This is a genomic window from Roseibium sp. FZY0029 (genome assembly GCF_036350355.1).
GTDB lineage: Bacteria > Pseudomonadota > Alphaproteobacteria > Rhizobiales > Stappiaceae > Roseibium.
This window is the reverse complement of record NZ_JAZDVZ010000002.1, coordinates 594416-619461: the sequence shown is the minus strand read 5'-3', so window position 1 is coordinate 619461 and position 25046 is coordinate 594416. Positions and strand designations below refer to the sequence as shown.

The following is a 25046-nucleotide window of genomic DNA, read 5'->3' as shown; positions in this document are numbered from 1 at the left end:
GTTCCACCTGCGTTTGCAAAGGTGATGTTCGATTTTTTAAAAAATAGTGTTTTAGGTTGGAACTTCTTTCTCTCTCGGATGTTCTCACAGTAACCGTCTCATCACCAGAAATACTGATGTTGCCGGCGTGTGGAAAAACTTTGAGAGGATATAACATCATGAAACGGATTATCACCGCTACCGCTATGTCCTTGATGCTGACAACATCAATTTACGCGGCAGAGCAAGTAAAAGAGCTTCAGACGTACAAGTATACGGATGCGGCTTCTACCAGCGAAATTCTTGCTTCTGACCTGATCGGGATGCGTATCTACTCTGTCGAGCAGGATTATGACCGGTTCAACGACGAGTATCAGGCGCGAGCTGATGAAGAAAAAGAATGGGACGACATCGGCGAAGTCGACGATGTCATCCTCAGCTTCGACGGCTCTGTGAAGGCAGTCGTTCTGGGTGTCGGCGGCTTCATCGGAATTGGCGAAAAAGACATCGCCCTGCCGATGGATCAGCTGAAGGTGGTTCGCGAACAGGATGATCCGGACAGCTTCTTCCTGGTGGTCAACGCCAACAAGGACGTTCTGACCAGCGCAGAAGCCTACGAAAACCCGGATCGCTCTTCTGAACCGTCTGAAGCCATGAAGATGGCCGATTCAAACGCTGAAGGTAGCGATGCAAGCCGTCCGATGCTGCCGCGTGCAAACGTTCAGCGCGAAGGCTACAAGGAAGCGGCCATTTCCGAGCTGACTGCGGAAGATCTCCAGGAAGCGCGTGTCTATGACGCCAATGACGAAGACATCGGCGAAATCGACCAGCTTGTGATCTCTGAAGACGGCCAGATCCAGAAGGTGGTCATGGACATCGGTGGCTTCCTGGGTATTGGCGAAAAGCCGGTTGCCATGACGTTCGACGAGCTGCAGATCATCCGTGAAGATGGCGGTGACGACCTGCGCGTCTACGTTGGCGCCACCAAGGAACAGCTTGAAGCTCAGCCGACTTACGAAGCGGCTCAATAATTCAAGCGTCTGGCTGCCTGGGCAAAGCGCTCATGCAGCCAGGCCCTTCGCCCGAACGGGCGACTTCCTAACGGGAGCTGACGTGAAGACGTCTCCTGACAGTTGGTTCGAATACCCTCTTCAGAACGTCGAGACCCCGCAGCCCCGCAACAACCGACCGGAACACGTGCACATCATTTGACCGGCGGCTCATTAAAGGAGAAGCGAAATGAACTGGGATATCATCGAAGGCAATTGGAAACAGGTTAAGGGTAAGGCCCAGGAACAGTGGGGCAAGCTTACCGACGACGATCTGGACCGGATCGAAGGCAATCGCGATCAGCTTGCCGGTAAGATCCAGGAGCTCTACGGCAAGTCGCGCGAAGAAGCAGAGCGCGAAGTCGATGAGTGGGCAAGCCGCCACTAATCGTTGACCAGATGAAAAAGAGCCGGGCGATCCGTCGCCCGGCTCTTTTCGTTTGCGTATGGCATCCGCTGCCGAAAACCTAGATCTTGAGCGCAGCTGCCGCTTTTGCGCGTGCTTCGATCCCGGACCAGTCATTCTCAGCAATTGCCTTGGCGTCTGCAATCCAGGAACCGCCTACGCACAGAACGTTCGGCAGTTTCAGATAGTCCGGGGCCTTGTCGAGGCTGACGCCGCCGGTGGGGCAGAACTTGGCCGCAGCCAGCGGCGAGGAAAGCGACTTGAGATACGACGCGCCGCCAGCCTGTTCGGCCGGGAAGAATTTCAGTCGCTCATAGCCGCGTTCCAGCAGGAACATGACTTCGGAAGCGGTCGCCGCGCCCGGAAGCAGCGGTACGCTGTGCTGGTCGGCAGCATCCAGCAGGTTTGCGGTCGCGCCAGGTGAGACGATGAAACGGGCACCGGCAGAAACGGCGGCGTCATATTGCTTGCCGTCGAGCACGGTGCCTGCACCGACAATCGCGCCTTCCACGTGTTCGTTGACGGCGTTGATCGCTTCCAGGGCATGCGCCGTGCGCAACGTGATCTCGATCGCCGGCAGACCGCCGCGCACCAGGGCTTCTGCCATGGGAACAGCCTTCTTGGGATCTTCAACGATCAGCACCGGGATCACCGGTGCCGCGCACATCACTTTCTCTATTTTTTCAATGTCCTGGGCCATATCGTCTCCACAATCTCTTTTTTGCCGCGTCCGCACCGAAACCAATCGGAGCGGATCGCAAAATCTATCGTGCCAAAATCTTCCTGCCGGTCCGGTTCATCTGGCCGGGACGGCCTGAACCTTACTCACCGAACACATGCGCGCCAGTATCGGCCGTGCCGACAGCACCGCGGAAGGCGGCGAAGAGGTCCCGGCCGGTACCGAAGTGGCTCTCGCTCAGATCTGCTTCGGCCAGCGGACGGGCGTTGAATTCGGCTTCATCAACCAGCACTTCCAGCGTTCCGGCAACCGCGTCGACCCGGATCATGTCGCCGTCGCGGATCTTCGCGATCGGACCGCCGGCGGCGGCTTCCGGGGTGACGTGAATGGCGGCCGGCACCTTGCCGGACGCGCCCGACATGCGGCCGTCGGTGATCAGGGCAACCTTGTGGCCACGGTCCTGAAGGATGCCGAGGCACGGCGTCAGCTTGTGCAGTTCGGGCATGCCGATGGCTTTCGGGCCCTGGAACCGGACCACGGCCGCAACATCGCCGGTCAGTTCCTTGTTGTTGAAAGCGGTCAGGAAGTCGTTCTGGTCGTGGAAGACGCGGGCAGGGGCCTCGATGACATGACGTTCCCTGGCAACCGCCGAGATCTTGATGACGGCCTTGCCCATGTTGCCGGTCAGCATCTTCAGTCCGCCGGTCGGCTGGAAGGCCTTGGAGACAGGTGTCAGCACCGTCTCGTCTCCGGAGGTTTCAGGCACTTCCTCGCGGTGGACATTGCCGTCGGCATCGAGCTTCGCTTCCACTGTGTAGCCCGAAAGGTCGGTGCCGTAGACGGTCTTCACATCCCGGTGCAGGTAGCCTTCGCCCAGCAGTTCGCGGATCAGGAAGGCCAGACCGCCTGCGGCCTGGAAGTGGTTCACGTCGGCCTTGCCGTTCGGATAGACGCGGGCCAGAAGCGGCACAACGTCGGACAGGTCGGAAATATCGTCCCAGGTCAGCTTGATGCCAGCGGCAGCAGCAATCGCCACCAGATGCATGGTGTGGTTGGTGGACCCGCCGGTCGCGTGCAGGCCGACAACACCGTTGACGATCGCCTTTTCGCTGATGACTTCCCCAGCCGGCGTGAACTCGTTGCCGAGCGCGGAAATCGCGATTGCGCGTTTGGCGGCTTCCCGGGTCAGGGCGTCGCGCAAAGGCGTGCCCGGATTGACGAAGGAGGCGCCCGGCATATGCAGGCCCATGATCTCCATCAGCATCTGGTTGGAGTTTGCCGTGCCGTAGAAGGTGCAGGTGCCCGGCGAATGGTAGGCGCGGGATTCACTTTCCAGCAGGGCGTCACGGCCGACTTTGCCTTCGGCGTAGAGCTGGCGGATCTTGGCCTTCTCGTCGTTGGAAATGCCGGTCGGCATCGGGCCGGCCGGGACGAATACGGCCGGCAGGTGGCCGAAAGAGAGGGCGGCGATCGCAAGGCCGGGTACGATCTTGTCGCAGATGCCGAGAAAAACCGCGGCATCGAACATCTGGTGCGACAGGCCGACGGCGGCAGCCATGGCGATCACATCGCGGGAGAACAGTGACAGTTCCATGCCATCCTGGCCCTGGGTGACGCCGTCACACATGGCGGGAACACCGCCGGCCACCTGCGCGACCGCGCCGACATCGTGGGCGGCTTCGCGGATCAAAGCCGGGTAGGTTTCATAGGGCTGATGGGCGGACAGCATGTCGTTGTAGGAGGTGATGATGCCGAGGTTCGGCACAACGTCGCCGGAAAGGGCCTGCTTGTCGGACAGGCCGCAGGCGGCAAAGCCATGTGCAAGGTTGCCGCAGGAAAGGCGTGAGCGCTGCGGGCCCTTTTCGGCGGCCTTGCCGATCCGGTCCAGATATCTTGAGCGGCTGTCGTGACTGCGTTTGACGATCCGTTCGGTGACGTCGCCAATGCGATCCTGGATGGTCATCGTTTCAAATCCTTTGCTAGCCGCGCCGCGGCCTGGCTGGGTCTATGTCCGGTAACATAGGGCATTGCGGCAAGCCTGCCGCTCTCTAATCGATTTAAGAGGCCGGAAACGCGCAAGGCTGGGCCTTGCGCGAGAGGTGTCAGGTGCCGTCGTCTTCGGCCCAGGTGCGGCCGTCGCGCTCCACCAGTGCGATAGAAGCGGACGGGCCCCATGTGCCGGCGGTGTAGCCTTTCGGCGTTTCCTTGGAGGCGGCCCATGCGGCCTGGATCGGATCGATCCATGCCCAGGCGGCGTCGACTTCGTCGCGGCGCATGAACAGGGTCTGGTTGCCGCGGATGACGTCCATGATCAGGCGTTCGTAGGCATCCGGGTTCCGAACCTTGAAGGCTTCGGCAAAGCTCATGTCGAGTGGAACCTGACGCAGGCGCATGCCGCCGGGGCCTGGGTCCTTGATCATGATCTGCATCTGCACGCCTTCGTCCGGCTGCAGGCGAATGATCAGCCGGTTGGCGGTGATGGCGCCGGCTTCCGCGTCGAAGATCGAGTGGGGGATCGGGCGGAACTGGACGACAATTTCCGAGACCCGCTGCGCCAGGCGCTTGCCGGTGCGCAGATAGAAGGGTACGCCCGCCCACCGCCAGTTGGCGATTTCCGCCTTCAGGGCGACGAAGGTTTCCGTGCGGCTTTCGGTGTTGCCAAGTTCTTCCAGATACCCCGGAACCGCGCCACCGGCGGAAGCGCCCGCACGGTACTGGCCGCGCACGGTCAGCTTGTCGATGCTCTGCTCCTCGATCGGTGCAAGCGCCTTCAGAACTTTCAGCTTTTCGTCGCGTACGCTGTCGGCATTCATGCTTTCCGGCGGCTCCATCGCCACCAGGCAAAGGAGCTGAAGAATGTGGTTCTGCACCATGTCACGCAGCGCGCCCGCCGTGTCGTAGTAGCCAGCCCGGCCGCCTGTGCCGAGCGACTCGGCCACGGTGATCTGGACATGGTCGATGTGGGCCGCGTTCCAGAGCGGCTCGAACAAGGCATTGGCGAAGCGCAGGGCCATCAGGTTCTGCACCGTCTCCTTGCCGAGGTAGTGGTCGATACGGAAAATCTGGTCTTCGTTGAAGACAGCGCCGACGGTGTCGTTGAGCGCCCTGGCAGATGCGCCGTCCTTGCCGATGGGCTTTTCCATGACAACGCGGGAATGGTCGTTGACGACACCGATGCGGCCGAGGTTCTCGCAAATCGTGCCGAAGAGGTCCGGACCGACCGCGAGATAGAAGGCGCGGATGACGTCGGGGCGTTCGTCAAGGATGGTTCTCAGGTCTTCGAAGCCTTCGCCGGTCGCAATGTCGATCTTGACGTAGCGCAGGCGCTTCAGGAACTGCTGCAGATGCTCGTCTTCCAGATCCTTGACGTGTTCTTCCAGTGCAGCCTTGGCATAGTCGCGATAGTCGTCGTCCGAGTAGTCCCGCCGGGCGCTGCAGATGATGCGCGCATTTTCCGGCATCTGGCCATCCGCATCACGGTGGTAAAGGGCAGGCAGAAGCTTGCGATGGGCAAGGTCTCCGGAGGCTCCGAAAACGACGAGGTCGAATTCTTCAACTTCAATGACGCGTACCGCCATAAAACATCCCTTCTCACAACTGCCAGTCCGATTGGCCGCTCCAGTCTGGACCGTTTTCGACTGCCTTTTAAATCGATTTAATTCTCTTGTCAGCCCCTCATTTCAGGGCCGACCATTCTTTTTCAAGTTCGCTCCTGCGCGGCAGGTCTGCTCCACGCCGGGAGCAGGTAATGGCCGCAGCCCCGACGGCGAAATCAAGAAGACGATTTAGCTGGTCGGCGTCAAGGGCTGCAAGCGTGTCACGGCTGGTTGCGCCCAGATGCTTCAGTCCGGCAAGGAGGGCCGCCTGGAAGGTGTCGCCCGCGCCGACCGTGTCTTCAACCGCAACCTTGACGCCCGGACGGCTGACTTCAATGTCTCGGGCAAACGCGGTCGCACCGTTACCGCCACGGGTGACGATCACCAGCGAAGCGCCCATGCCGAGCCAGGAACGCGCAATGGTCTCGACAGGCTCGCCCGGCGCGATGAGCGCTAGGTCTTCGTCGGAGACTTTGACGACGTCCGTCAACGGCACGAGACTTTCGGTGTTGCGGCGCCAGAGCGCCATGTCCGGCACCACGGTCGGGCGGATGTTCGGGTCGAAAGAGACCAGCGTGTGGGCGCGCTCGCGTTCGATCAGTGCCTTGAAGGCATCCGAAACCGGCTCGACAAGCGCGGTGTAGGAACCGATGTGCAGAAACAGCGGCGGTTCATCGAAATCAGGCAGATCGTCCACGGTCACCATGCGGTCGGCTGCGTTTTCACCGTAGAACGTATAGGCCGGAGACCCGTGTTCGTCCTTCTGGACGAGGCTCAGGGTCGTCAGGTAGTCGGTCCGCAGGATATAGCGTTCCGAAACACCTTCGCTGCGAAACTTCTGAACCAGACGCTCGCCAAGCGCATCCCTCGAGATGCCACCGAAAAAGGCAGCGTCCTCTTCAAGGCGCGCCAGCCCCATCGCCACATTGAAGGGTGATCCGCCGATACGGGCATCGAAGGAAACACCATCGCCGGAACCGGCTTCTCCAAAGAGGTCGAACAGCGCTTCACCGCAAATCAAAAACATATATGTTCCGGTCTTTCGTCGTTTGTCAGGAGCCGCATCGACGGCGGGCTCATGACTTTATGTCATTTCGCGGCAGCGGCCTTGCAGACCACCGCCTCATCCGAAGGAGGTCCACAAGGCGCCGAACTTGCCGCCCATCCTTCGAGACCAACCTGTCGGTTCTCCTCAGGATGAGGGTGTGAGGGGAGGCGCCGGATGAAGGTGCCTCCCGTTTTTCGTTCGAGGCTTAAGCCGCAATGCTGTCCGGCGGATCCATGGCGCCCGTCATGATAGCCACCGCATCGGACATGGAAAAGTCCGACGGTTTGATGACGCAGGCCCGGCTGCCCAGCCGATGGATGTGAATACGGTCGGCGACCTCGAACACATGGGGCATGTTGTGACTGATCAGCACGATGGGCAAGCCCCTTGCCCTGACATCCTTGATCAGCTCCAGCACGCGCCGGCTTTCCTTGACGCCGAGAGCGGCGGTCGGTTCGTCCATGATCACGACCTTGGACCCGAAGGCGGCCGCTCGTGCCACCGCCACGCCCTGGCGCTGGCCGCCGGAAAGGGTTTCGACGGCCTGGTTGATGTTCTGAATGGTCAGAAGTCCCAGTTCGTTCAGCTTCTCGCGGGCGATCTCTTCCATCTTCTTGCGGTCCAGCTGGCGCAGCCAGGTGCCCCGGAAGCCGGGTTTCTTTATCTCGCGGCCCATGAACATGTTGTCGGTGATCGACAGGGCAGGGGACATGGCCAGGGTCTGGTAGACGGTCTCGATCCCGGCTTCGCGAGCGTCGATGGGCGAGGTGAAATGAACGGGTTTGCCATCCAGCAGGATCTCTCCACCGTCCGGTTGCACCGCGCCGCTGAGCGCCTTGATCAGGGTGGACTTGCCGGCCCCGTTGTCGCCGATCACGGCGAGGATCTCGCCGGGATAGAGTTCGAAATCGGCCCGGTCCATGGCCACGACACGGCCGTAGCGCTTGACCAGTTTACGTGCTTGCAGGACAGGTTCCATCACACAGATACCTTTCTGATCCATTGGTCGATCGCGACCGCACCGATGATGAGAATGCCGATCAGCAGATAGGTCCACTGGGCATCCGCGCCAAGCAGGCGCAGGCTGAGCGTAAACACGCCGACGATGAGCGCACCGAACAGGGTGCCGAGGACGGAGCCGCGACCGCCGAAGAGCGAGATTCCGCCGATCACCACAGCCGTGATGGATTCGATGTTGGCGAGCTGGCCGGTGGTCGGAGAGACCGAACCGATGCGGCCGATCATGGCCCAGCCGGCGAAGGCGCAGATGAGGCCGGACAGCATGTAGACCGAAATCAGCACCTTCTTCACCTGCACGCCCGAAAGCTGTGCTGCCTCCGGATCGTCGCCGACGGCGTAGACATGCCGGCCCCAGGCCGTCTGTCGCAGCGCGTAAGCCAGAACCAGCACCAGAACCACCATGAAGATGACGCCGTAGGTGAAGATCGCGCCGCCCACATTGACCTTGTTGCCGAAGAACTGAAGCAGTGGTGCGACCTCGGCAATTTCCTGCGAGCGGATGGTTTCGTTGGCCGAGTACAGGAAGTTGGTGGCCAGAACGATCTGCCACATTCCGAGCGTCACGATGAAGGGCGGCAGCTTGACGATGGCGACAAGGAAGCCGTTGAGATAGCCGCACAAGGTGCCGCAGATCAGGCCGCAGACGATGGAGATCTCCACCGGCAGACCGTACCGGAAGGTGAACTGCCCCATGACGACGGAGGACAGCACCATGATGGCGCCAACCGACAGGTCGATGCCGGCGGTCAGGATAACGATGCTCTGTGCTGCCGCCACGATGCCGACGATCTGGACCTGCTGCAGGATCAGCGTCAGCGCGAAGGGGGAGAACAGTTTCGATCCGAGCAGAAGCCCGAAAACGACAAGGGAGATTACCAGCACGATCAGCGGAACCAGTGATGGGGTCTGGTGCAGCGTGTGCTGAATTTTGTGCCCGATCCCATGACGTTGGTCATCGAATGAGGCGACGGCCTGCGGTCCGGAGGCGACTGCGGATTCATAATCCGCCGGCCCCTTTGCCGTTTTGCTTTCTAAGGTCATGCCCGTTTAACCTTCTCTACGCCGGTTTTGAAAAAAGGGGCAAGGTTGCCCATGCCCCTTTTGGTCTTGCCTGGAGGTGCCTTAGCCCCAGCAGAGATCCATACCCTTGGCAGTGTCGATGGATTCGACGCCTTCAACCGGCTTGTCGGTCACGAGGGCGACACCCGTGTCGAAGAAATCCTTGCCTTCGGTCGGCGCCGGCTTGGTGCCATTGTCGGCCCAGGCCTTGATGGCCTCGATGCCGAGGGACGCCATCAGCAGCGGATACTGCTGGGAGGTCGCGCCGATGACACCGTCCTTGACGTTCTGGACGCCCGGGCAGCCTCCGTCGACAGAGACGATCAGCACGTCGTTTTCGCGGCCGATCGACTTCAGTGCTTCGTATGCACCAGCGGCAGCCGGTTCGTTGATCGTGTAGACCACATTGACCATCGGATCCTTGGCAAGCAGGTTTTCCATGGCCTTGCGGCCGCCTTCCTCGTTGCCTGCGGTCACGTCGTTGCCGACGATGCGCGGATCGGTTTCGTCACCCCATTTGTTAGGGTCGCCCAGTTCGATGCCGAAGCCCTGCAGGAAACCCTGGTCGCGCAGCACGCCGACGGTCGGCTGGCTGATGCCGAGGTCGAGCATGGCGATCTTGGCATTGGCAGCCTCGTCGCCCAGGCTGGCTGCGGCCCACTGGCCGATAAGCTCACCGGCCTTGAAGTTGTCGGTGGCGAACGTCGCGTCTGCTGCGTCGATGGGGTCGAGCGGCGTATCGAGTGCAATCACCAGAAGGCCGGCGTCGCGGGCCTGCTTGACAGCGGGCACGATGGACGAGGTGTCGGATGCGGTCAGCAGGATGCCCTTGGCGCCGTCGGCAATGCAGGTTTCGATAGCTGCTACCTGGGTTTCATGGTCGCCGTCGACCTTGCCTGCGAAGGACTTCAGCTCGATGCCGAGTTCCTCCGCCTTGGCGGTGGCGCCTTCCTTCATTTTCACGAAGAACGGGTTGGTGTCCGTCTTGGTGATGAGGCAGGCCGAGACATCTGCTGCGGCTGCCGGAGCGGCAGCCATGGCAGCGAGAACGGAACCGGTCGCGAGTAGTTTGCGGATCATTTGCGTTTTTCCTCCCTGGCCAATTCAGGTTGAACGGTTGGGTGTGGCCAGATGTGACCCCAACCGTGCTGCCCGTGCCGGAAAGCTGGCTCGGTCTTCCGAGTTGCCTGCCCCGGCGGGTCCGGTGTCTTTCCCGCCGGTCAGGATTGCTGCCCTGGGCGAGAAATTAAAAAATTGCGGCAGGCTGGCTGCGCCGATTGCACCGGCGTCATGGCCAAAGCTGCCAATTTCGATGTCTGGGGAATGCCGTTTCTCCGGCGCGGCCTTTTCAACGGCCTTTCTCAGTGCGGCGCGGAAGCTTTCCGGGAAGGGGCCGCCAAGGTCGCCGTCGAGAACGACCAGCGGAACATCCAGAAGCGCATACGCCGAGCGCAGGGCAAGCGCGAGCGCATCGGCACAGTCTTCCAGCCATTCGATGTACTTCGGATCACCGGTTTCCACCGCATGCTGAATGTCGGACCGATTGAGTTTCGAGAAATCTGTTGGCGACATGTGCCGGGCAAGAGCCACAAGCGAGGCGCGCGACAGCAGCAGATCCCAGGCGTTGCGCGCTTTCGGGGCGGTGGACAACGTGCTGGGCGGAACGGGAATCATTGCAACGTCGCCGGCGTTGCCGGATACGCCGCGCACGACATCGCCTTTCAGGATCAGGCCGCCGCCGATTGCCGGTCCAAGGAACAGATAAATGAAGTTGTCGTTTTGTCGGCCCAGGCCATAAAATAGTTCGGCCACTGCCGCCGCCGTGCCGTCGTTCTCGCTGAACACGGGCAGGCCGGTGGCTTGCTCAAGGGCTTCGGCAAGATCGAAATCTTCCCACTTCATGAAGTCGGCCTGTGGCAGGCCGAGTTCATGCAGCCAAGCGCCGAGGTTGAACGGTTGTGCCAGGCCGATGCCGGTGATGCGGGACTGGTCTTCCTCACTCAGGTTCTGACGCAGAATATCCAGATCTTCCTTCAGGATTTCCAGCGCCTGCTCGGGAGCCGGCAGGATCATGTCGTGCAGCCGGCGCCCGATGAGCTGGCCGGAGAAATCCATCAGAACCGTTTCCATGTTGGTACGGTCCAGTCGCACGCCGAAGGAATAGGCGCCTCGCGGCGCGAGCCGGAGGATGGTGGCCGGTTGTCCGCGGCTGCCATCGTGGCGCTTGCCCGCTTCGACAATCAGCCCTTCCTCGATGAGATTCTGGATGATGGCGCCAATGGCCGCATTGGTCAGCTGCACCGCACGGGCGAGTTCCGCCTTGGATGCTTCGCCGGCCCGCCGAAGGATCTGAAGTACGATGCGTTCGTTATACCGGCGCAATTGCGCTGAATTCGAACCACGGCCGCTTTTACGCGTGTCCTCCACCGGTGTTGCTCCTCCCCAGGAACTGCCTGCTCTTGTCGGCGGCATCATAATAAATAAGTGTGATGAAATTATTCGTCCAATTGATGCTGCTGTCAATTGCTATTTGTTTTGCAGTGCACGTTTTCCGTATTGTGGCGCGGTAAGTTGCTGCGCAATAACACGAAAAAATTTGGTCTGCCCCGGCAACAAATTTGCGGAAAGTCCCGTAGCGGCAGTTTTTGCTGCCACTTGGGCGCGGCTGCGGATGGCCTTTGGCTTTCCTGTTCTTTCGGGCAGGGTCATCCTACCACAGGTTCGCGAAATCGTTGCCGGAGCTTTCAACATCCGTATTGTCGGGAATGGACGAGAATCGGAGACAAATAATGCCGGCCACACATGACGAAGCGTTTCTTGAACGGGCGATTGCCGCTGGAGCGGGAGAGCGCCCCGCCGATCTGGTTATAAAAAATGTCAGTCTGTTCAGCGTTGTCGACGGATCCACGGTCGAAACGGATATTGCGATCGTCGGTGACAGGATTGTCGGCACGCACGGGCAGTATGAAGCCGCGGAAACCATCGACGGCAGCGGACTTACCGCCGTTCCCGGCTTCATCGACACCCACCTTCATGTGGAATCGTCTCTGGTCACACCGTTCGAGTTTGACCGCTGCGTGCTGCCGCACGGTGTCACCACCGCCATTTGCGATCCGCATGAAATCGCAAATGTGCTGGGTGCCGAAGGGATCCGCTATTTCCTGGACAGTTCACTGGAAACGGTCATGGACCTCCGGGTCAACCTGTCGTCCTGTGTTCCTGCAACGGCTTTCGAAACCGCAGGAGCCTGTCTGGAGATCGAGGACCTGCTGCCGTTCCGCGACCATCCAAGTGTAATTGGCCTTGCGGAATTCATGAATTTTCCAGGTGTGCTTGCGCGCGATCCCAAGGTGCTGGCAAAGCTTGCCGCCTTTCAGGACGGTCATATCGATGGCCATGCGCCTCTGCTTCAGGGCATCGGCCTCAATGGTTATCTGGCGGCAGGCATCCGAACCGACCATGAGGCGACCTCCGCCGAGGAGGCGTTGGAAAAGCTCGCCAAGGGCATGACGATCCTGATGCGCGAAGGGTCCGTCTCCAAGGATCTGGAAGCACTGGCTCCGATCCTGACGCCGGATGTCTCGGCCTTTGTCGCGCTGTGCACGGACGACCGCAATCCGCTCGATATCGCCGAAGAGGGCCATCTCGACAGCATGATCCGCCGCCTGATCGCCAAGGGCATTCGTCCGCTTGATGCCTATCGGGCCGCAAGCTGGTCGGCGGCCAATGCGTTCGGCCTGAAAGACAAGGGGGTGATCGCGCCGGGCAAGCGCGCAGATATCGTGCTGTTGAGCGACTTCGCCGATTGCCGCGTGGCGCAGGTGATCTGCGGCGGCGTTCAGGCGACGGACGAAGTCTTTGCAAAAAGAACCATCGTCCCGCCGGTTGGCCTCGACAGCGTGCATGTCGGCGAGGTCACCGCGTCAATGTTCGACGTTCCGGCGCGCAACAGCGAAGCCGACGTCATCGGCGTGGTACCGGGCAGGATCATCACCGAACACCTGAAGCGCACCCTGCCTGTAACCGGCGGCAAGACGCTGGCCGATCTTGACCAGGATGTGCTGAAGGTCGCCGTTGTCGAACGGCACAAGGGCACGGGCAATATCGGCCTCGGGTTCGTCAATGGTTTCGGCATGAAACAGGGCGCAATTGCTTCGTCCGTCGGCCATGACAGCCACAACATCTGCGTGGTTGGCGCGGATGAAGAGGCGATGGCCCACGCGGTCAACCGGGTGATCGCCATGAAAGGCGGATTTGCGGTTGCCGACAAGGGCGGGGTGAAGGCCGAGCTCGCCCTGCCGCTGGCGGGGCTGATGAGCCTCGAACCGTTCGAAACGGTGAAGGAGATACTGGAGCACCTGCGCGCCGCCGCCAAGGATCTCGGCTGTACGCTTGCCGAACCGTTCCTTCAGGTCGCCTTCCTGCCGTTGCCGGTCATTCCGCATCTGAAGATCACCGATTTTGGCGTCTTCGATGTCAACAAGTTCGAACTGATCGATCAGGGGAGTTGATGCGCGCCTTCAGTACCGGTGCAATCCTGTTCGAAAACGTGCCCACTTCCGTGCGGCTCGCAACGCCAGGACCAAGAGGACAGCTCCGGCAACAAGGGACCAGAGCAGGATCTGGCTGTCGAGAGAGAACCTCTCCAAACTGCGGGTGGGATAGGCAATCTTCGGATTGAGCGGCAGATAAGTGACGTTCAGAGCCCCGTCTGTCTCTCGGATGAGCTCCTGAGGCTTTATCCTGAAATTCAGAGTTTCAACCGGTGCGTCCGCAGGCTTGATTTCAACGACGATTCTTTCATCTTGCCAGGCTGTGATGTTCTTTAAAGTGTTCCGCCTATTGGAACGAAGATGCCTCGAACCATCGTCCCTGTCGTCGATAATGACCAGAACCTTGCCGGGCGTGGTTTCGCCAAAGCCTTTTAAAAGCCAGTACTTCAAGCCGCTGTCGTGGTGGAAGTAAATTGTGATCGCGACAGCGCAGGCCGCAAAAAACAGGATGGCCAGGTTAAGCGCGTGGCTGTCTTCGACCGCTTCTTTCGGGTTATACAAAAGCAACACCTTTTATTCGAGCATCGCACCAGGATATGCATCTAGAAGTAGCATGACGCAATTCCTCAAGACAAAGATCAACGGGCCTGGCTCGCTCCAGCTTTCGGAATGCGCACGTCCCCGTCCTGCCGCTGACGGTCAATACGCACCTGAAGATCACCGATTTCGGCGTCTTCGACGTCAACAAGTTCGAACTGGTGGATCAGGAACGCAGAAACAGGTCTTTAGACGATGATCCTCACTCTTGCTGTTTCCGGATACCGCTCGCTGCGCGACATCGTCTTGCCGCTCGACCGAATCACTCTGGTGACGGGTGCGAACGGCAGCGGCAAATCGAGCCTTTACCGGTCGATCCGTTTGCTGGCGGAAGTCTCGCAAGGCCAGGCGATAGCCTCGCTGGCGGCAGAAGGTGGCCTCAATTCGACGCTTTGGGCCGGACCTGAAGCTTTCTCCCGTGCCATGAAACAGGGCGAGGTGCCGGTTCAGGGAACCGTGCGCAAAGGCGTGGTCAGTCTGAAGCTGGGCTTTGCCGATGAGGACTACGGCTATGCGATAGATCTCGGTCTGCCGGCTGATGCCGGGCGTTCGCTGTTTTCCATGGATCCGGAAATCAAGGCCGAGGCCCTGTGGGCCGGCGAAGCCTTGTCCCGCTCGAACGAGATTGCAGCCAGAAACGGCCCGACGGTACGGGTTCTCAATGCTCAGGGACAGCGCATACCGGTTTTCCAGAACCTTGCCCGCTTCGACAGCATGATGACCCATGCCGCCGACCCGAAAGACGGGCTGGAATTGCTTGTCCTGCGCGAACGCATGCGCGCCTGGCGTTTTTATGATCATCTGCGCACCGACAGGGACGCTCCCGCGCGGTTCCCCAAGATCGGGACACGGACACCTGTTCTGAGCGGGGATGGTGGGGATCTGGCGGCCGCTCTCCAGACCATCCTGGAAATCGGCGATGAGCGCGCGCTGGAAGAGGCAATCGACGATGCATTTCCGGGCGCTACCATCCGGATATCGGTCAATGACGGCTATTTTGAACTGCTGATGCAGCAGAAGGGCCTGTTGCGGGAGCTGCGGGCCAGCGAACTCTCCGACGGCACGCTTCGGTATCTGTTGTTGACTGCGGCGCTGTTATCGCCGCGCCCGGCACCTCTGGTGGTGCTGAACGAGCCTGAGACAAGTCTCCATCCGGCATTGCTGCAGCCTCTTGCCCGTCTGATCGCGCGGGCCGCGGAAAAGACACAGGTGATCGTCGTTTCCCATGCGGAAGAACTGGTGTCGGAGCTATCGGCGGAAGCAGGCTGCATGCGCTACAATCTGCGTAAGGACCTTGGCGAAACGGTTGTGGACAGTGCCGATACACCCCGTTGGAACTGGCCGAAGAGATAAGCCGCCGTCTGGTGGGGTCTTGATAAGTTTCTGATTTGACGGCTCTATTGCCAATTTCCCGAGCAGGCTTATGTTAACGGTATGGTTCTTCGCGCGCAAAAAAATGACCGGGTGTCGTTACGTCGCGAGTTGACGTGAACGGAAGGTTGCGTCATGTCAGGAAAGACCCAAAGAGGTGGCGCCTCATTGGTGGCCGGGCCCTGGAGGAGGACCATTTCGTGCCAAGGATTTAGTCCGGAGCGCGAAATTTCAGGATGAAGGCCCGTCCGCGCACTGAGGCGATAAAGCGCGTTGGAGAACGTAATGACGACTGCGGAGGAGTGGAACGCGGCGTTTAAGCCTCGTCCAGTACACGAGTATCTCGAGACGACCGTTGCTCAGTATGGCGCTCGTCCAGCCTGTGATTTCATGGGCAAGACCTGGAGCTATGCCGAAATCGGTGCCCTCGTCGACAGAACGGCCGCCGGACTGCAGGCAATGGGCGTTGGCCCGGGTGTTCACGTCGGCCTCTGCCTGCCCAACACGCCCTATTACACCATCTTTTACTTCGCGGTTCTGAAGATCGGCGGCACGGTCGCCAACTTCAATCCGCTTTATGTGGAGCGCGAACTGTCGTTCCAGGCGCGTGATGCGGATGTGCGCATCATGGTGACCATGGATCTGAAGGTGATCTATGACAAGGTCGAGGAGGTGCGTAAGGAACGCGTGCTCGACAAGATCATCGTCTGCCCGATGGCCTGGTGTCTGCCGACGATCAAGAAAGTGCTGTTCAGCCTGTTCAAGCGCAAGGAACTGGCCGACATTCCCCATGACGATGCGCATGTCCGTTTCGAGGACCTGCAGACCAAGGGCGATCAGCCAAAGCCGGTCAAGATAGATCCGGCCAACGATGTTGCCGTACTGCAGTACACAGGCGGCACCACCGGCGTTCCCAAGGGGGCCATGCTGACGCACCGAAACCTGTCCGCCAACATCGAGCAGATGCGCTGCGTCTTCGAAAAGGCGCGGCCGGGCGAAGAAAAGATGCTTTGCGTGCTGCCGTTCTTCCACGTTTTCGCGATGACGGTGGCGCAAAATCTGTCGATCATCCTGGGCGCGGAAATGGTGCTGCAACCGCGCTTTGACCTGAAGTCCCTGCTGGACGCGGTCAAGCGCAAGAAGGTGACCCTGTTTCCGGGTGTGCCGACGATCTATACAGCCATCAACAACTCCCCCATGACTGCGAATTACGACCTGACCAGCATCCGGATCTGCCTGTCGGGCGGGGCGCCCTTGCCGGTTGAGGTCAAGGAAAGCTTCGAAAAGATCACGGGCTGTGTTCTGGTGGAGGGCTATGGTCTGACGGAAACGTCGCCCGTTGCCGCGGTCAACCCGCTGGATGAAAGCCGCAGGGCCGGCTCCATTGGCCGGCTGGTTCCGGGAACAAGTGCCCGGTTCGTCAGTATCGAGGACCGCGAGACCGAGGTTACGGCCGGGGAAAAAGGCGAGTTGCTGCTGCACGGTCCACAGGTGATGAAAGGGTACTGGAAGCGGGACGACGCGACCGCAGAAACCATTACCCCGGACGGCTATCTTCACACCGGCGACGTCGGCTATCTGGACGAAGGCGGCTTCATCTATCTGGTCGACCGGATCAAGGACCTGATCCTGTGTTCAGGCTACAATGTCTATCCGCGTGTCATCGAGGAAGCGATCTATCAGCATGAGGCGGTCGATGAGACCATCGTCATTGCCGTGCCGGACGCCTATCGCGGGCAGAGCCCTAAAGCCTTCATCAAGCTGAAGGAAGGCCACTCGCTGACGGCGGACGACATGAAGACCTTCCTGAAAGACCATCTGTCGGCCATCGAGCTGCCTCGAGATTATGAGTTCCGTGACGAGTTGCCGAAAACCATGGTCGGCAAATTGTCGAAGAAGGAACTGGTCGAGGAGGAAGCCCAGAAACGGGCTGAGACGGAGGCAAAGAGCGCCTGAACCGCTGCTGTCTGACTACAGCGGAAGCGCTTCCAAATGGGGCGCTTCCATCAGGCAAGCTCCGCGTGGCGTGGTCTGCTCCCATTGCCGATTGAGGCAATCACTGACATGGTCTGTGACCCGCTTCGGGACCAGTTTGACCCTGCTGGCGTCGATGCGGATTTATGGCACTTGCCTGCCTGATGTGGCGGGCAACCTTCCCTCCTGACCCTCTAGCTGTTGTACCCACGTCCGTCCGAGGCCCTGGCGAGTTTCTGGCCGCGTTTGGCCTCGCGGCGGACCGTATAGATCGAGGCGGCGATGATGACGGCAGCCCCGGCCAGCGTTTCCACACGGGGCCACTGGTGGAACACAAGGGCACCGAAAATGGTGGCGTAGAGAAGCCGGGTGTAGTCGAGGGAGGCGATGGCCGTGGCTTCGCCTGCACGAAACGCCCGGATATTGGCCATCTGGGCGGCCCAGGAGATGATGCCGATACAAATCAGAAGCCCCCATTGTTCCAGCGTCGGGGGCTGCCACGTCATCGCGGCTGGAATGACCATGATCAGCCCGACGCCGAAAGCCTGGTAGGTCAGGATGGTGACCGGGGGATCCGTGCGCGTCAGCAGACGGACCACGATCATCACCATGCCGGCGCAGGCAGCCCCTGCAATGGCGAGCAGCGCATTAGGGTCGACCAGCCCGTCGCCTTGCGGGCGCAGCATGAGGACGACGCCCAGAAAGCCCACAATGGTCGCCCCCCAGCGGTGAACCCCGACCGTTTCTCCCAGAAACCAGATGGCGAAGATCGTCAGGAAGAAGGTCTTGGAGAAGCTGATGGCCGTGGCATCGGCCAGAGGCAGTTCGATGACTGCCGTGAAGCCGCAGAGCATGGCCGTGGTGGCGAACACAATACGGGTGAGTTGCAGCCCGGGACGCTTCGTTACAAGGGAGGTCGGCAGGCCGCTGAGGATCTTTGGAGCAACGATCGCCAGCATGACCACCTGGCGGATCACCAGGATCTGGAACACCGTCAGGTCCTTGCCCAAGAGCTTGATGAGGGTGACCATGATCGAGAACAGAAACGCGGCCAGAAGGATCCACAGGGCGCCGATGGTATTTGACGGAAGGTTTTCCGTCAGGCTTGTCACCTTGCGTCGAAAACGATTGCCGGTTGCCTCGGAAGGTTCCGGCTGTTGAGTGGGCATGTCCATCGTGAATCCTTGCCGAACGGCATGCGGATGCGGCGGCGCGTAGGGGGCCGGGGCACGGGCAAAACTCGGATAAGGCTGTTTGTTGCAGTTGTAACAAGCTTAGCGTTTTTCGCGCAGAAGGAAAGAGGGAGACTGTTTGCCTTTGCACGCAGATGCCCTTTAAACTGCACCCAACCGGGAGGAATTACATGGATAAAATCCAGACGCAGGGCGTGCATCACATCACTCTTGTAGGCGCAGACAGGCAGACATCCATCGATTTCTGGGAAGGTCTGCTGGGAATGCCGTTTGTGTTTGAACAGCCCAATCTGGACGCTGCCGACCAGAGCCATCTGTATTTCGACCCGGGCGATGGCCGCCTCATCACGATCTTCACCAGCGAAGACCGCAAGCCGGATCCGGAGCCGGCTCCGCAGACCATGGGCTGCGTCCACCATCTGGCCCTGGCCGTGTCGCAGGCGACCTTCCGGCAGATTGCCGAGCGGCTTGAGGCGCGTGGCATATCGCACAGCGGTCCGAAGGATCGAGGTTTCATGGATTCCATCTATTTTCGGGATCCGCTCGGGCTGCTGATCGAACTGGCCAGCTACCGCTTCGTGCCGCCGGAAGGCGTCGCCATGGGCGAGGTCATGCTGGAGGCACACAAGATCCGGGTGGCCCGTGGTGACTACAACATCCAGGAAGTTCACCTTGCCGATGCCATCGAGCAACTGACCCGCGACACGAGACGCAGCCTGTCGGACGACCGGAGCCCGAAGAACCCCTACAAAGGATAGAAAGACGGCCTGACGCGGCGGCTTTGCGGAGTTCTTTTTCAGCACTTGCAAATTCGCTTGCGTGCGGACGTGAATCATGATGATGAGCTGCGTCCGGAATCTTGTTTCCAGGCCGGACCGCAACCTCAGTTGCGATCTCCGGCGGGCCATGCAATGCTCGGTGAACAAGGTCGTTTGGGAAAGGTCCCGGCAAGGGGCCCCAGGGTTTTTTTGAATGACAATGGCTAAGAAGGGGCGTCCCCTGGCCGCTGCCGATATTATCGGCTGGCGTGAAATCGTGAGCCTTCCCGAACTGGGCGTCTTCGATATGCGGGCCAAGATCGATACCGGCGCGCGCACATCTGCGCTCCATGCCGAAGAGCAGGAAGTGTTCGAGCGCGATGGCCGGACCTGGGTACGCTTCCGTGTGCCGGCATCGCGTCATCACAGCGATTTCCGGGCCGAAGTTCCGGTGCTGGACGAACGCAACATCAAGAATACGAGTGGTGTTCCGGAGCGGCGGATTGTCATCCGGACGTTACTTCATCTTGGAAAACATCACTGGCATGTGGATGTGTCACTGGCGGACAGATCGAACATGGGGTTCGACATGATCCTCGGCCGGACGGCGATCCGGCGGCACAATGTGCTGGTGCATGCGGGCCGGTCTTTCCTGGCGGGAAAGCCCGCTTTGGCAACAAAACACTAGGCCGCGCGTTTACGCGGCAGAAAACAATCAATCATTGAAAATTCGGTGTCGCAACACCGGCTGGAACGAGGCTGAGACCGAGGGACTTGAACCTATGAAGATTGCTATGATGGCACGGAATCCCGAGCTCTATTCGCACAAGCGCCTGAAGGACGCTGCCGAGGAGCGCGGTCACGAGCTGGAAATCATCAACACGCTGCGCTGCTACATGAACATCGCCTCGCGGCGGCCGGAAATCTACTATAACGGCAGCAAGCTGACCGGCTTCGATGCGGTTATTCCGAGGATCGGTGCGTCTGTCACTTTCTATGGTCTGGCGGTTTTGCGTCAGTTCGAGATGATGGGCGTTTATCCGCTGAATGAATCCGTTGCCATCGGCAGGTCGCGCGACAAGCTGCGATCGATGCAGTTGCTGGCCCGCGACGGCATCGGCCTGCCGGTCACCACCTTTGCCCATGATCCGAAGATGACCGAGGAAGTGCTGGCGACAGCCGGCGGCGCTCCTGTGGTGATCAAGCTTCTGGAAGGCACGCAGGGCATCGGTGTGGTTCTGGCCGATACGGAGCGGTCTGCCAAGTCGGTGATCGAGGCGTTTCGCGGTGCCAATGTGAACATCCTTGTGCAGGAGTTCATCAAGGAAGCGGGCGGCACCGACATCCGCGCACTGGTGGTCGGCGGCAAGGTGATCGCCGCCATGAAGCGGACGGGCGCAGAGGGCGAATTCCGCTCCAACCTGCACCGCGGTGGCAGCGCGGCAGCCATCAAGATCTCTCCCGAGGAACGGTCGACCGCCATTCGCGCGGCAAAGACCATGGGGCTGAACGTTTGCGGTGTCGACATGCTGCGCTCCAATCACGGACCGGTGGTGATGGAGGTCAACTCCTCGCCCGGCCTGGAAGGCGTGGAAAAGGCGACAGGTATTGATGTTGCCGGCAAGATCATCGACTTTATCGCCAAGAATGCCCAGGTTGGCAAAACCAAGACCAAGGGACGCGGTTGAGCACAAAAGTAAAAGCCTTCGAGATCGGCGAGCACAAGATCGCGCCGGGAACACGGCGCACGGTCGACCTTCCGGTCAGCGTGCTGTCCGACCACACGCCCGTGACAATGTCTGTGCATGTTCTGCACGGAAGCAAACCGGGGCCCGTGATGTTCGTCAGCGCGGCGGTTCACGGCGATGAGGTCATCGGCGTGGAGATTGCCCGCCGGGTTTTGAAGGCGCCGCAGCTTGAAATCCAGGAGCTCGACAAGCTCAAGGGCACGCTGATGGTCATCCCGATCGTCAACGCGTTCGGCTTTCTGAATCATTCGCGCTACTTGCCTGACAGGCGCGACCTCAACCGCTCGTTCCCGGGCAGCCTGCGCGGTTCGCTTGCCGGGCGGCTGGCGCATCTGTTCATGAGCGAGATCGTCAACCGCTCGGACTACGGCATCGACCTTCATTCCGCCGCCATTCACCGGACCAACCTGCCGCAGATCCGCGTTTCCCCGTCCAGGGCCGATACGCTGGCGCTGGCGAAAGCCTTCGGCGCTCCGGTCATTCTGACCTCGAAAGTCCGCGAAGGGTCCTTGCGTCAGGCCGGTCATCTGAAGGGAACCGACGTCCTGGTGTTCGAAGCGGGGGAAGGCCTTCGCTTCGATGAAATGGCGATCCGTGCCGGGGTGTCCGGCGTCTTGCGGGTGATGCGCGCCTTGAAGATGCTGGGCGCCAAAGGCATCACGCGGCCAAAGGCACGCTCGATCCTCAGCAAGTCGAGCTACTGGGTCCGTGCCCCTGCAGGCGGTCTTCTGCGGCCTTTCAAATCGGTCGGCGATGTCGTTGAACCGGGCATGCTTCTGGGCATTACGTCGGATCCGTTCGGCGAAAAGGAACGGAACGTTCTGGCCGAGCAAGGCGGTCTGATCGTCGGCAGAACCAATCTGCCGGTGGTCAACGAAGGCGACGGTCTGTTTCACATCGCCGAGTTCAACGAACGCTACGATGCAGAAACCACACTCGACAGCCTCGCTTCCCAATTGGAGGCCGATCCGCTGTTCGATGAGGACGAGATTATCTAGAGACGCTCGGATTCAGGGTTTCTTCGGAGGAAGGGCGGTTTCTGTAACCACCGCCTTGTCCTGAGGAAACACGTTGGTGCTGTCTCCAAGGATTGGCCAAATGCGCCGAGTTTGCCGCCCATCCTTCGAGACGAACCTGTCGGTTCTCCTCAGGATGAGGTTGGGGGGAAGGGTGCCGTCCAGTCTGCGTTTGTTCCAACGAGCGCCTTCAATGTGCTCAATGAATGTGTGCTTTTTGATCCGACGACGTCTCCTCAAACCACCGCCTCATCCTGAGGAAGGCCGAGGGCCCGTCTCGAAGGATGGGCCACAGGTGCCGAATTTGGAGCCTATCTGGGGAGACTATTCTTTACGCAGGTTGAAGCTGGGGATGCACTTGTGACCAGCCTGCTTGCGCCGTCAAAATCGCGGGTATAGCAAACCATGTCAGCACCGACCGCGCACCAGGAAATACAAATGTCCTAAACAGAGTTGCCCAAAGCTCTGGTCACGTCGGCTTTCGGGCATTATGTTGGTGGAAACCGGCGCTCCCGGCGCGTGGATGTTTCCCAAGGGAAAGTCTTCCCAAAAAAGCAGGTCCAGATTCATGAACCAGATGGTCACTCCGAAATTCGGTGTTGGTGCCCCATTGCGCCGCAAGGAAGATGCGCCGCTCATCACGGGCAAGGGCATCTATACGGGCGATTACATGCCGGAAGGATGCCTGCATGGTGTCGTCGTTCGCTCCGCCATGGCGCATGCGCGCATCAGCCTTGGGAACGTGGACGAGATTCGCGAGATGGACGGTGTTCGTCTGGTGCTGACCGGCGCCGAACTCGAAGGCCGGACAATGCCTTGCCAGGCACGTCCGAAACAGATCGACGGCTCCAGTTTCAAAGCGCCCGATCAGCCGGTACTGTGTTCCGATGAAGTGCGTTACGTGGGCGATGCCATCGCCTTCATCGTGGCTGATGATGTCAATTCGGCCAAAAATGCCGCCGAGATGCTGGAAATCGATTATGATCCGCTGGATGTGGTGGTCGGGATCGAAGAGGCCCTGGCACCCGATGCCGTGAAGGTCTGGCCGGAATTCGGGACCAATGTCGCCTTTACCTATGGCCAGGGCGATCAGGCCAAGACCGATGCCGCGTTTGAGAAGGCTGCCAAGGTCGTTTCCATCGATGTGGTCAACAACCGGATCGTTGCCAACTACATGGAGCTGCGCGGCTGTGTTGCCGAGTTCGATGCGGCAAGCGAGCGTTTCAAGCTGACGGTCGGCACCCAGGGCGGTCATGGGCTGCGCGATATTATCTGCGGCATTCTGGATCTCGAAACTGACAGACTGCAGGTGATCACGCCGGAAGTGGGCGGCGGTTTCGGCACCAAGATGTTCTGCTACCGCGAATATCCGCTGAGCATGATCGCAGCCCGTGAACTCGGACAGCCAGTGCGCTGGACCGGGGAGCGCATGGACCACTTCGTCACCGATGCGCATGGGCGCGACAACGTCTCCCACGCGGAACTGGCGCTGGATGCCGACGGCCGGATCCTGGGGCTCAAGGTGCACGTCAAGGCCGCGATGGGCGCTTACCTGCATCAGTTCGGCCCGTTCATTCCTTTTGTCGGAACGTCCATGACCTCCGGCCTTTATGACATCCCGGCCGTCTTTGCGAAGGTCGAAGGCGTCTACATGCACACGGTGCCGACCGATGCCTTCCGCGGTGCGGGCCGACCGGAGGCCGCCTATCTGATCGAACGTCTGATCGAGAAGGCGGGTGAGGAAACCGGCCTTGGCTCCGTGGAAATCCGCAAGCGGAATTTCATCAAGCCCGAGCAGATGCCCTACACGACCCAGACCGGCCGCATGTATGACACCGGCGAGTTTTCCGGGCACCTCCAGAAGGCTCTCGAAGTTGCCGATTGGGACGGCTTCAAGGCCCGGCAGGAAGACAGCGCGAAGAACGGCAAGTATCGCGGGATCGGCATCTGTTCCTATATCGAGGCGTGCGCCTTCCCTGGCAGCGAGGAAGCCACGCTGGAGCTCAACGACAAGGGCACGCTGACGCTGCTGATCGGCACGCAGACCAACGGCCAGGGCCATGCGACGGCCTACAGCCAGGTGATCGCTGAGCAGTTCGGTATTACCATCGAGGACATCACCGTCATCCAGGGGGATACCGACCGGGTGCGCAAGGGCGGCGGCACGGGTGGGTCCCGGTCCATTCCCATCGGCCTGCCGTCCGTTCGCGATGCCGGCATTGCGCTGGTGAAAAAGGTAAAGGAACTGGCCGCCGACCGGCTTGAAGCCGGGATCGAGGATCTTGAACTCGACGCTGGAATGGTGCGAGTGGTCGGGACCGACCAGCAGGTGACACTGGCGGAGATCGCAGCCGGCGCGGGCGAAACCCTGACGGCCCGCGAAGAGGTCAAACAGGCCGAGGCAACCTATCCGAACGGCACGCACATTTGTGAAGTGGAAATCGATCCGGACACCGGTGACGTTGCCATCGTCAACTATGTGATCGTCGATGATTTCGGTGTCACGGTGAACCCGCTTCTTCTGGCTGGTCAGGTGCATGGCGGAGCGGCCTCCGCACTGAGCCAGGCCTTGTGCGAGCAGACGATCTACGATGAAGATGGCCAGCTTCTGACGGCGTCGCTGCTGGATTACCGCATGATCCGCGCGGCCGACCTGCCGGACATTCATTTCGAAACCCGCAATGTCCCCTCGACCACCAATGCCATGGGCATCAAGGGCGCGGGAGAAGCGGGAACCATCGGCGGCTGCGCGTCGATCATGAATGCCGTGCAGAAGGCCCTGAAGGATGGGGCAGGGGTCAGCGAAACAATCGACATGCCGGCAACGCCGTTGCGGGTGTGGGAAGCCATTCAGGCAGCAAAGTAACGAAGACTGAAAAAGGCGCCCTTTCGAGGCGCCTTTATTCTTTCCAAGTGGAAGTTGACACCGGTAAAGCCGGGGTCTCGTGATTGTGTCTGTGGTTTCTTTTAAATAACCGTATGAATAATCCGGTTCTTGCCGCAATCTTGCTGTTCATCGGTGCGCGAGAATCGTAGATCCCCAAGAACAGGACTGTCGCC

At 60.1% G+C, this 25046-nt stretch carries 21 protein-coding genes; 10 read left to right on the top strand and 11 right to left on the bottom strand.

The window, feature by feature from the left end; translation table 11 throughout:
• Nucleotides 1-158 precede the first annotated feature (158 nt).
• Together V1T76_RS07380 and V1T76_RS07375 are read left to right on the top strand one after the other, a co-directional pair.
• On the top strand, nucleotides 159-1010 hold the full coding sequence (locus V1T76_RS07380) for a PRC-barrel domain-containing protein (protein ID WP_330559994.1): 852 nt from the start codon (nucleotides 159-161) through the stop codon (nucleotides 1008-1010).
• A 208-nt stretch (nucleotides 1011-1218) separates the two neighbouring features.
• Entirely contained in the window at nucleotides 1219-1416 is a 198-nt protein-coding gene (locus V1T76_RS07375) for a CsbD family protein (protein ID WP_330559993.1), read from the top strand.
• Between the two features lie 79 nt (nucleotides 1417-1495).
• Here the strand turns inward: V1T76_RS07375 and eda are convergent, their stop codons facing one another.
• The 9 genes from eda to V1T76_RS07330 form a co-directional block, all read right to left on the bottom strand.
• Nucleotides 1496-2134, bottom strand: a complete 639-nt coding sequence (eda, locus tag V1T76_RS07370; RefSeq protein WP_330559992.1) for a bifunctional 4-hydroxy-2-oxoglutarate aldolase/2-dehydro-3-deoxy-phosphogluconate aldolase — start codon at nucleotides 2132-2134, stop codon at nucleotides 1496-1498.
• A 121-nt stretch (nucleotides 2135-2255) separates the two neighbouring features.
• Nucleotides 2256-4076 (bottom strand): phosphogluconate dehydratase, encoded by a 1821-nt coding sequence (edd, locus tag V1T76_RS07365; RefSeq protein WP_330559990.1) that lies wholly within the window; start codon nucleotides 4074-4076, stop codon nucleotides 2256-2258.
• A 139-nt stretch (nucleotides 4077-4215) separates the two neighbouring features.
• Nucleotides 4216-5691, bottom strand: coding sequence for a glucose-6-phosphate dehydrogenase (gene zwf / locus V1T76_RS07360; RefSeq protein WP_330559989.1), 1476 nt, complete (start codon nucleotides 5689-5691; stop codon nucleotides 4216-4218).
• Nucleotides 5692-5788: 97 nt separating this feature from the next.
• Nucleotides 5789-6736: a carbohydrate kinase family protein gene (locus tag V1T76_RS07355; protein ID WP_330559988.1), complete on the bottom strand. Its 948-nt coding sequence runs from the start codon at nucleotides 6734-6736 to the stop codon at nucleotides 5789-5791.
• A 226-nt stretch (nucleotides 6737-6962) separates the two neighbouring features.
• Nucleotides 6963-7760 (bottom strand): ATP-binding cassette domain-containing protein, encoded by a 798-nt coding sequence (locus V1T76_RS07350; protein WP_330559986.1) that lies wholly within the window; start codon nucleotides 7758-7760, stop codon nucleotides 6963-6965.
• Complete coding sequence (locus tag V1T76_RS07345) at nucleotides 7736-8818, bottom strand: ABC transporter permease (protein WP_330559985.1); 1083 nt, start codon at nucleotides 8816-8818, stop codon at nucleotides 7736-7738. The genes V1T76_RS07350 and V1T76_RS07345 overlap by 25 nt, the downstream gene beginning before the upstream one ends.
• An 81-nt stretch (nucleotides 8819-8899) precedes the next feature.
• Nucleotides 8900-9916, bottom strand: a complete 1017-nt coding sequence (locus V1T76_RS07340) for a sugar ABC transporter substrate-binding protein (RefSeq protein ID WP_006932791.1) — start codon at nucleotides 9914-9916, stop codon at nucleotides 8900-8902.
• A gap of 24 nt (nucleotides 9917-9940) precedes the next feature.
• Nucleotides 9941-11263: an ROK family transcriptional regulator gene (locus tag V1T76_RS07335; protein WP_330559984.1), complete on the bottom strand. Its 1323-nt coding sequence runs from the start codon at nucleotides 11261-11263 to the stop codon at nucleotides 9941-9943.
• 99 nt (nucleotides 11264-11362) lie between these two features.
• The gene (locus V1T76_RS07330; protein WP_330559983.1) at nucleotides 11363-11545 is read right to left on the bottom strand and encodes a hypothetical protein; all 183 of its coding nucleotides are present in this window, start codon (nucleotides 11543-11545) and stop codon (nucleotides 11363-11365) included.
• Between the two features lie 80 nt (nucleotides 11546-11625).
• Between V1T76_RS07330 and ade the strand changes: the two genes are divergently transcribed.
• Nucleotides 11626-13347, top strand: coding sequence for an adenine deaminase (ade, locus tag V1T76_RS07325; protein ID WP_330559982.1), 1722 nt, complete (start codon nucleotides 11626-11628; stop codon nucleotides 13345-13347).
• Between the two features lie 9 nt (nucleotides 13348-13356).
• On the opposite strand, the gene V1T76_RS07320 is transcribed toward ade, so the two are convergent.
• Nucleotides 13357-13899, bottom strand: a complete 543-nt coding sequence (locus tag V1T76_RS07320) for a hypothetical protein (RefSeq protein WP_330559980.1) — start codon at nucleotides 13897-13899, stop codon at nucleotides 13357-13359.
• Between the two features lie 222 nt (nucleotides 13900-14121).
• Between V1T76_RS07320 and V1T76_RS07315 the strand changes: the two genes are divergently transcribed.
• Together V1T76_RS07315 and V1T76_RS07310 are read left to right on the top strand one after the other, a co-directional pair.
• Complete coding sequence (locus V1T76_RS07315; RefSeq protein ID WP_330559979.1) at nucleotides 14122-15279, top strand: AAA family ATPase; 1158 nt, start codon at nucleotides 14122-14124, stop codon at nucleotides 15277-15279.
• 303 nt (nucleotides 15280-15582) lie between these two features.
• Nucleotides 15583-17253: a long-chain-fatty-acid--CoA ligase gene (locus tag V1T76_RS07310; protein WP_330559978.1), complete on the top strand. Its 1671-nt coding sequence runs from the start codon at nucleotides 15583-15585 to the stop codon at nucleotides 17251-17253.
• Nucleotides 17254-17465: 212 nt separating this feature from the next.
• Here V1T76_RS07310 and V1T76_RS07305 read toward each other — a convergent pair whose 3' ends face one another.
• Nucleotides 17466-18440 carry a DMT family transporter gene (locus V1T76_RS07305; protein ID WP_330559977.1) on the bottom strand — a complete coding sequence of 325 codons (975 nt, stop codon included), beginning with the start codon at nucleotides 18438-18440 and terminating at the stop codon, nucleotides 17466-17468.
• Nucleotides 18441-18634: 194 nt separating this feature from the next.
• Here V1T76_RS07305 and V1T76_RS07300 point away from each other — a divergent pair, with 194 nt between their 5' ends.
• The 5 genes from V1T76_RS07300 to V1T76_RS07280 all read left to right on the top strand — a co-directional run bounded on the left by V1T76_RS07300 (nucleotide 18635) and on the right by V1T76_RS07280 (nucleotide 24852).
• Nucleotides 18635-19222, top strand: a complete 588-nt coding sequence (locus tag V1T76_RS07300; protein WP_330559976.1) for a VOC family protein — start codon at nucleotides 18635-18637, stop codon at nucleotides 19220-19222.
• A 214-nt stretch (nucleotides 19223-19436) separates the two neighbouring features.
• Nucleotides 19437-19910 (top strand): ATP-dependent zinc protease family protein, encoded by a 474-nt coding sequence (locus V1T76_RS07295; protein WP_208984212.1) that lies wholly within the window; start codon nucleotides 19437-19439, stop codon nucleotides 19908-19910.
• A gap of 94 nt (nucleotides 19911-20004) precedes the next feature.
• Nucleotides 20005-20910 carry a 30S ribosomal protein S6--L-glutamate ligase gene (gene rimK, locus V1T76_RS07290; RefSeq protein WP_006932769.1) on the top strand — a complete coding sequence of 302 codons (906 nt, stop codon included), beginning with the start codon at nucleotides 20005-20007 and terminating at the stop codon, nucleotides 20908-20910.
• Nucleotides 20907-21968, top strand: coding sequence for a succinylglutamate desuccinylase/aspartoacylase family protein (locus V1T76_RS07285; protein ID WP_330559975.1), 1062 nt, complete (start codon nucleotides 20907-20909; stop codon nucleotides 21966-21968). Before rimK ends, V1T76_RS07285 begins: the two co-directional genes overlap by 4 nt.
• 586 nt (nucleotides 21969-22554) lie before the next feature.
• Complete coding sequence (locus V1T76_RS07280) at nucleotides 22555-24852, top strand: xanthine dehydrogenase family protein molybdopterin-binding subunit (protein WP_330559974.1); 2298 nt, start codon at nucleotides 22555-22557, stop codon at nucleotides 24850-24852.
• Nucleotides 24853-25046: the final 194 nt, after the last annotated feature.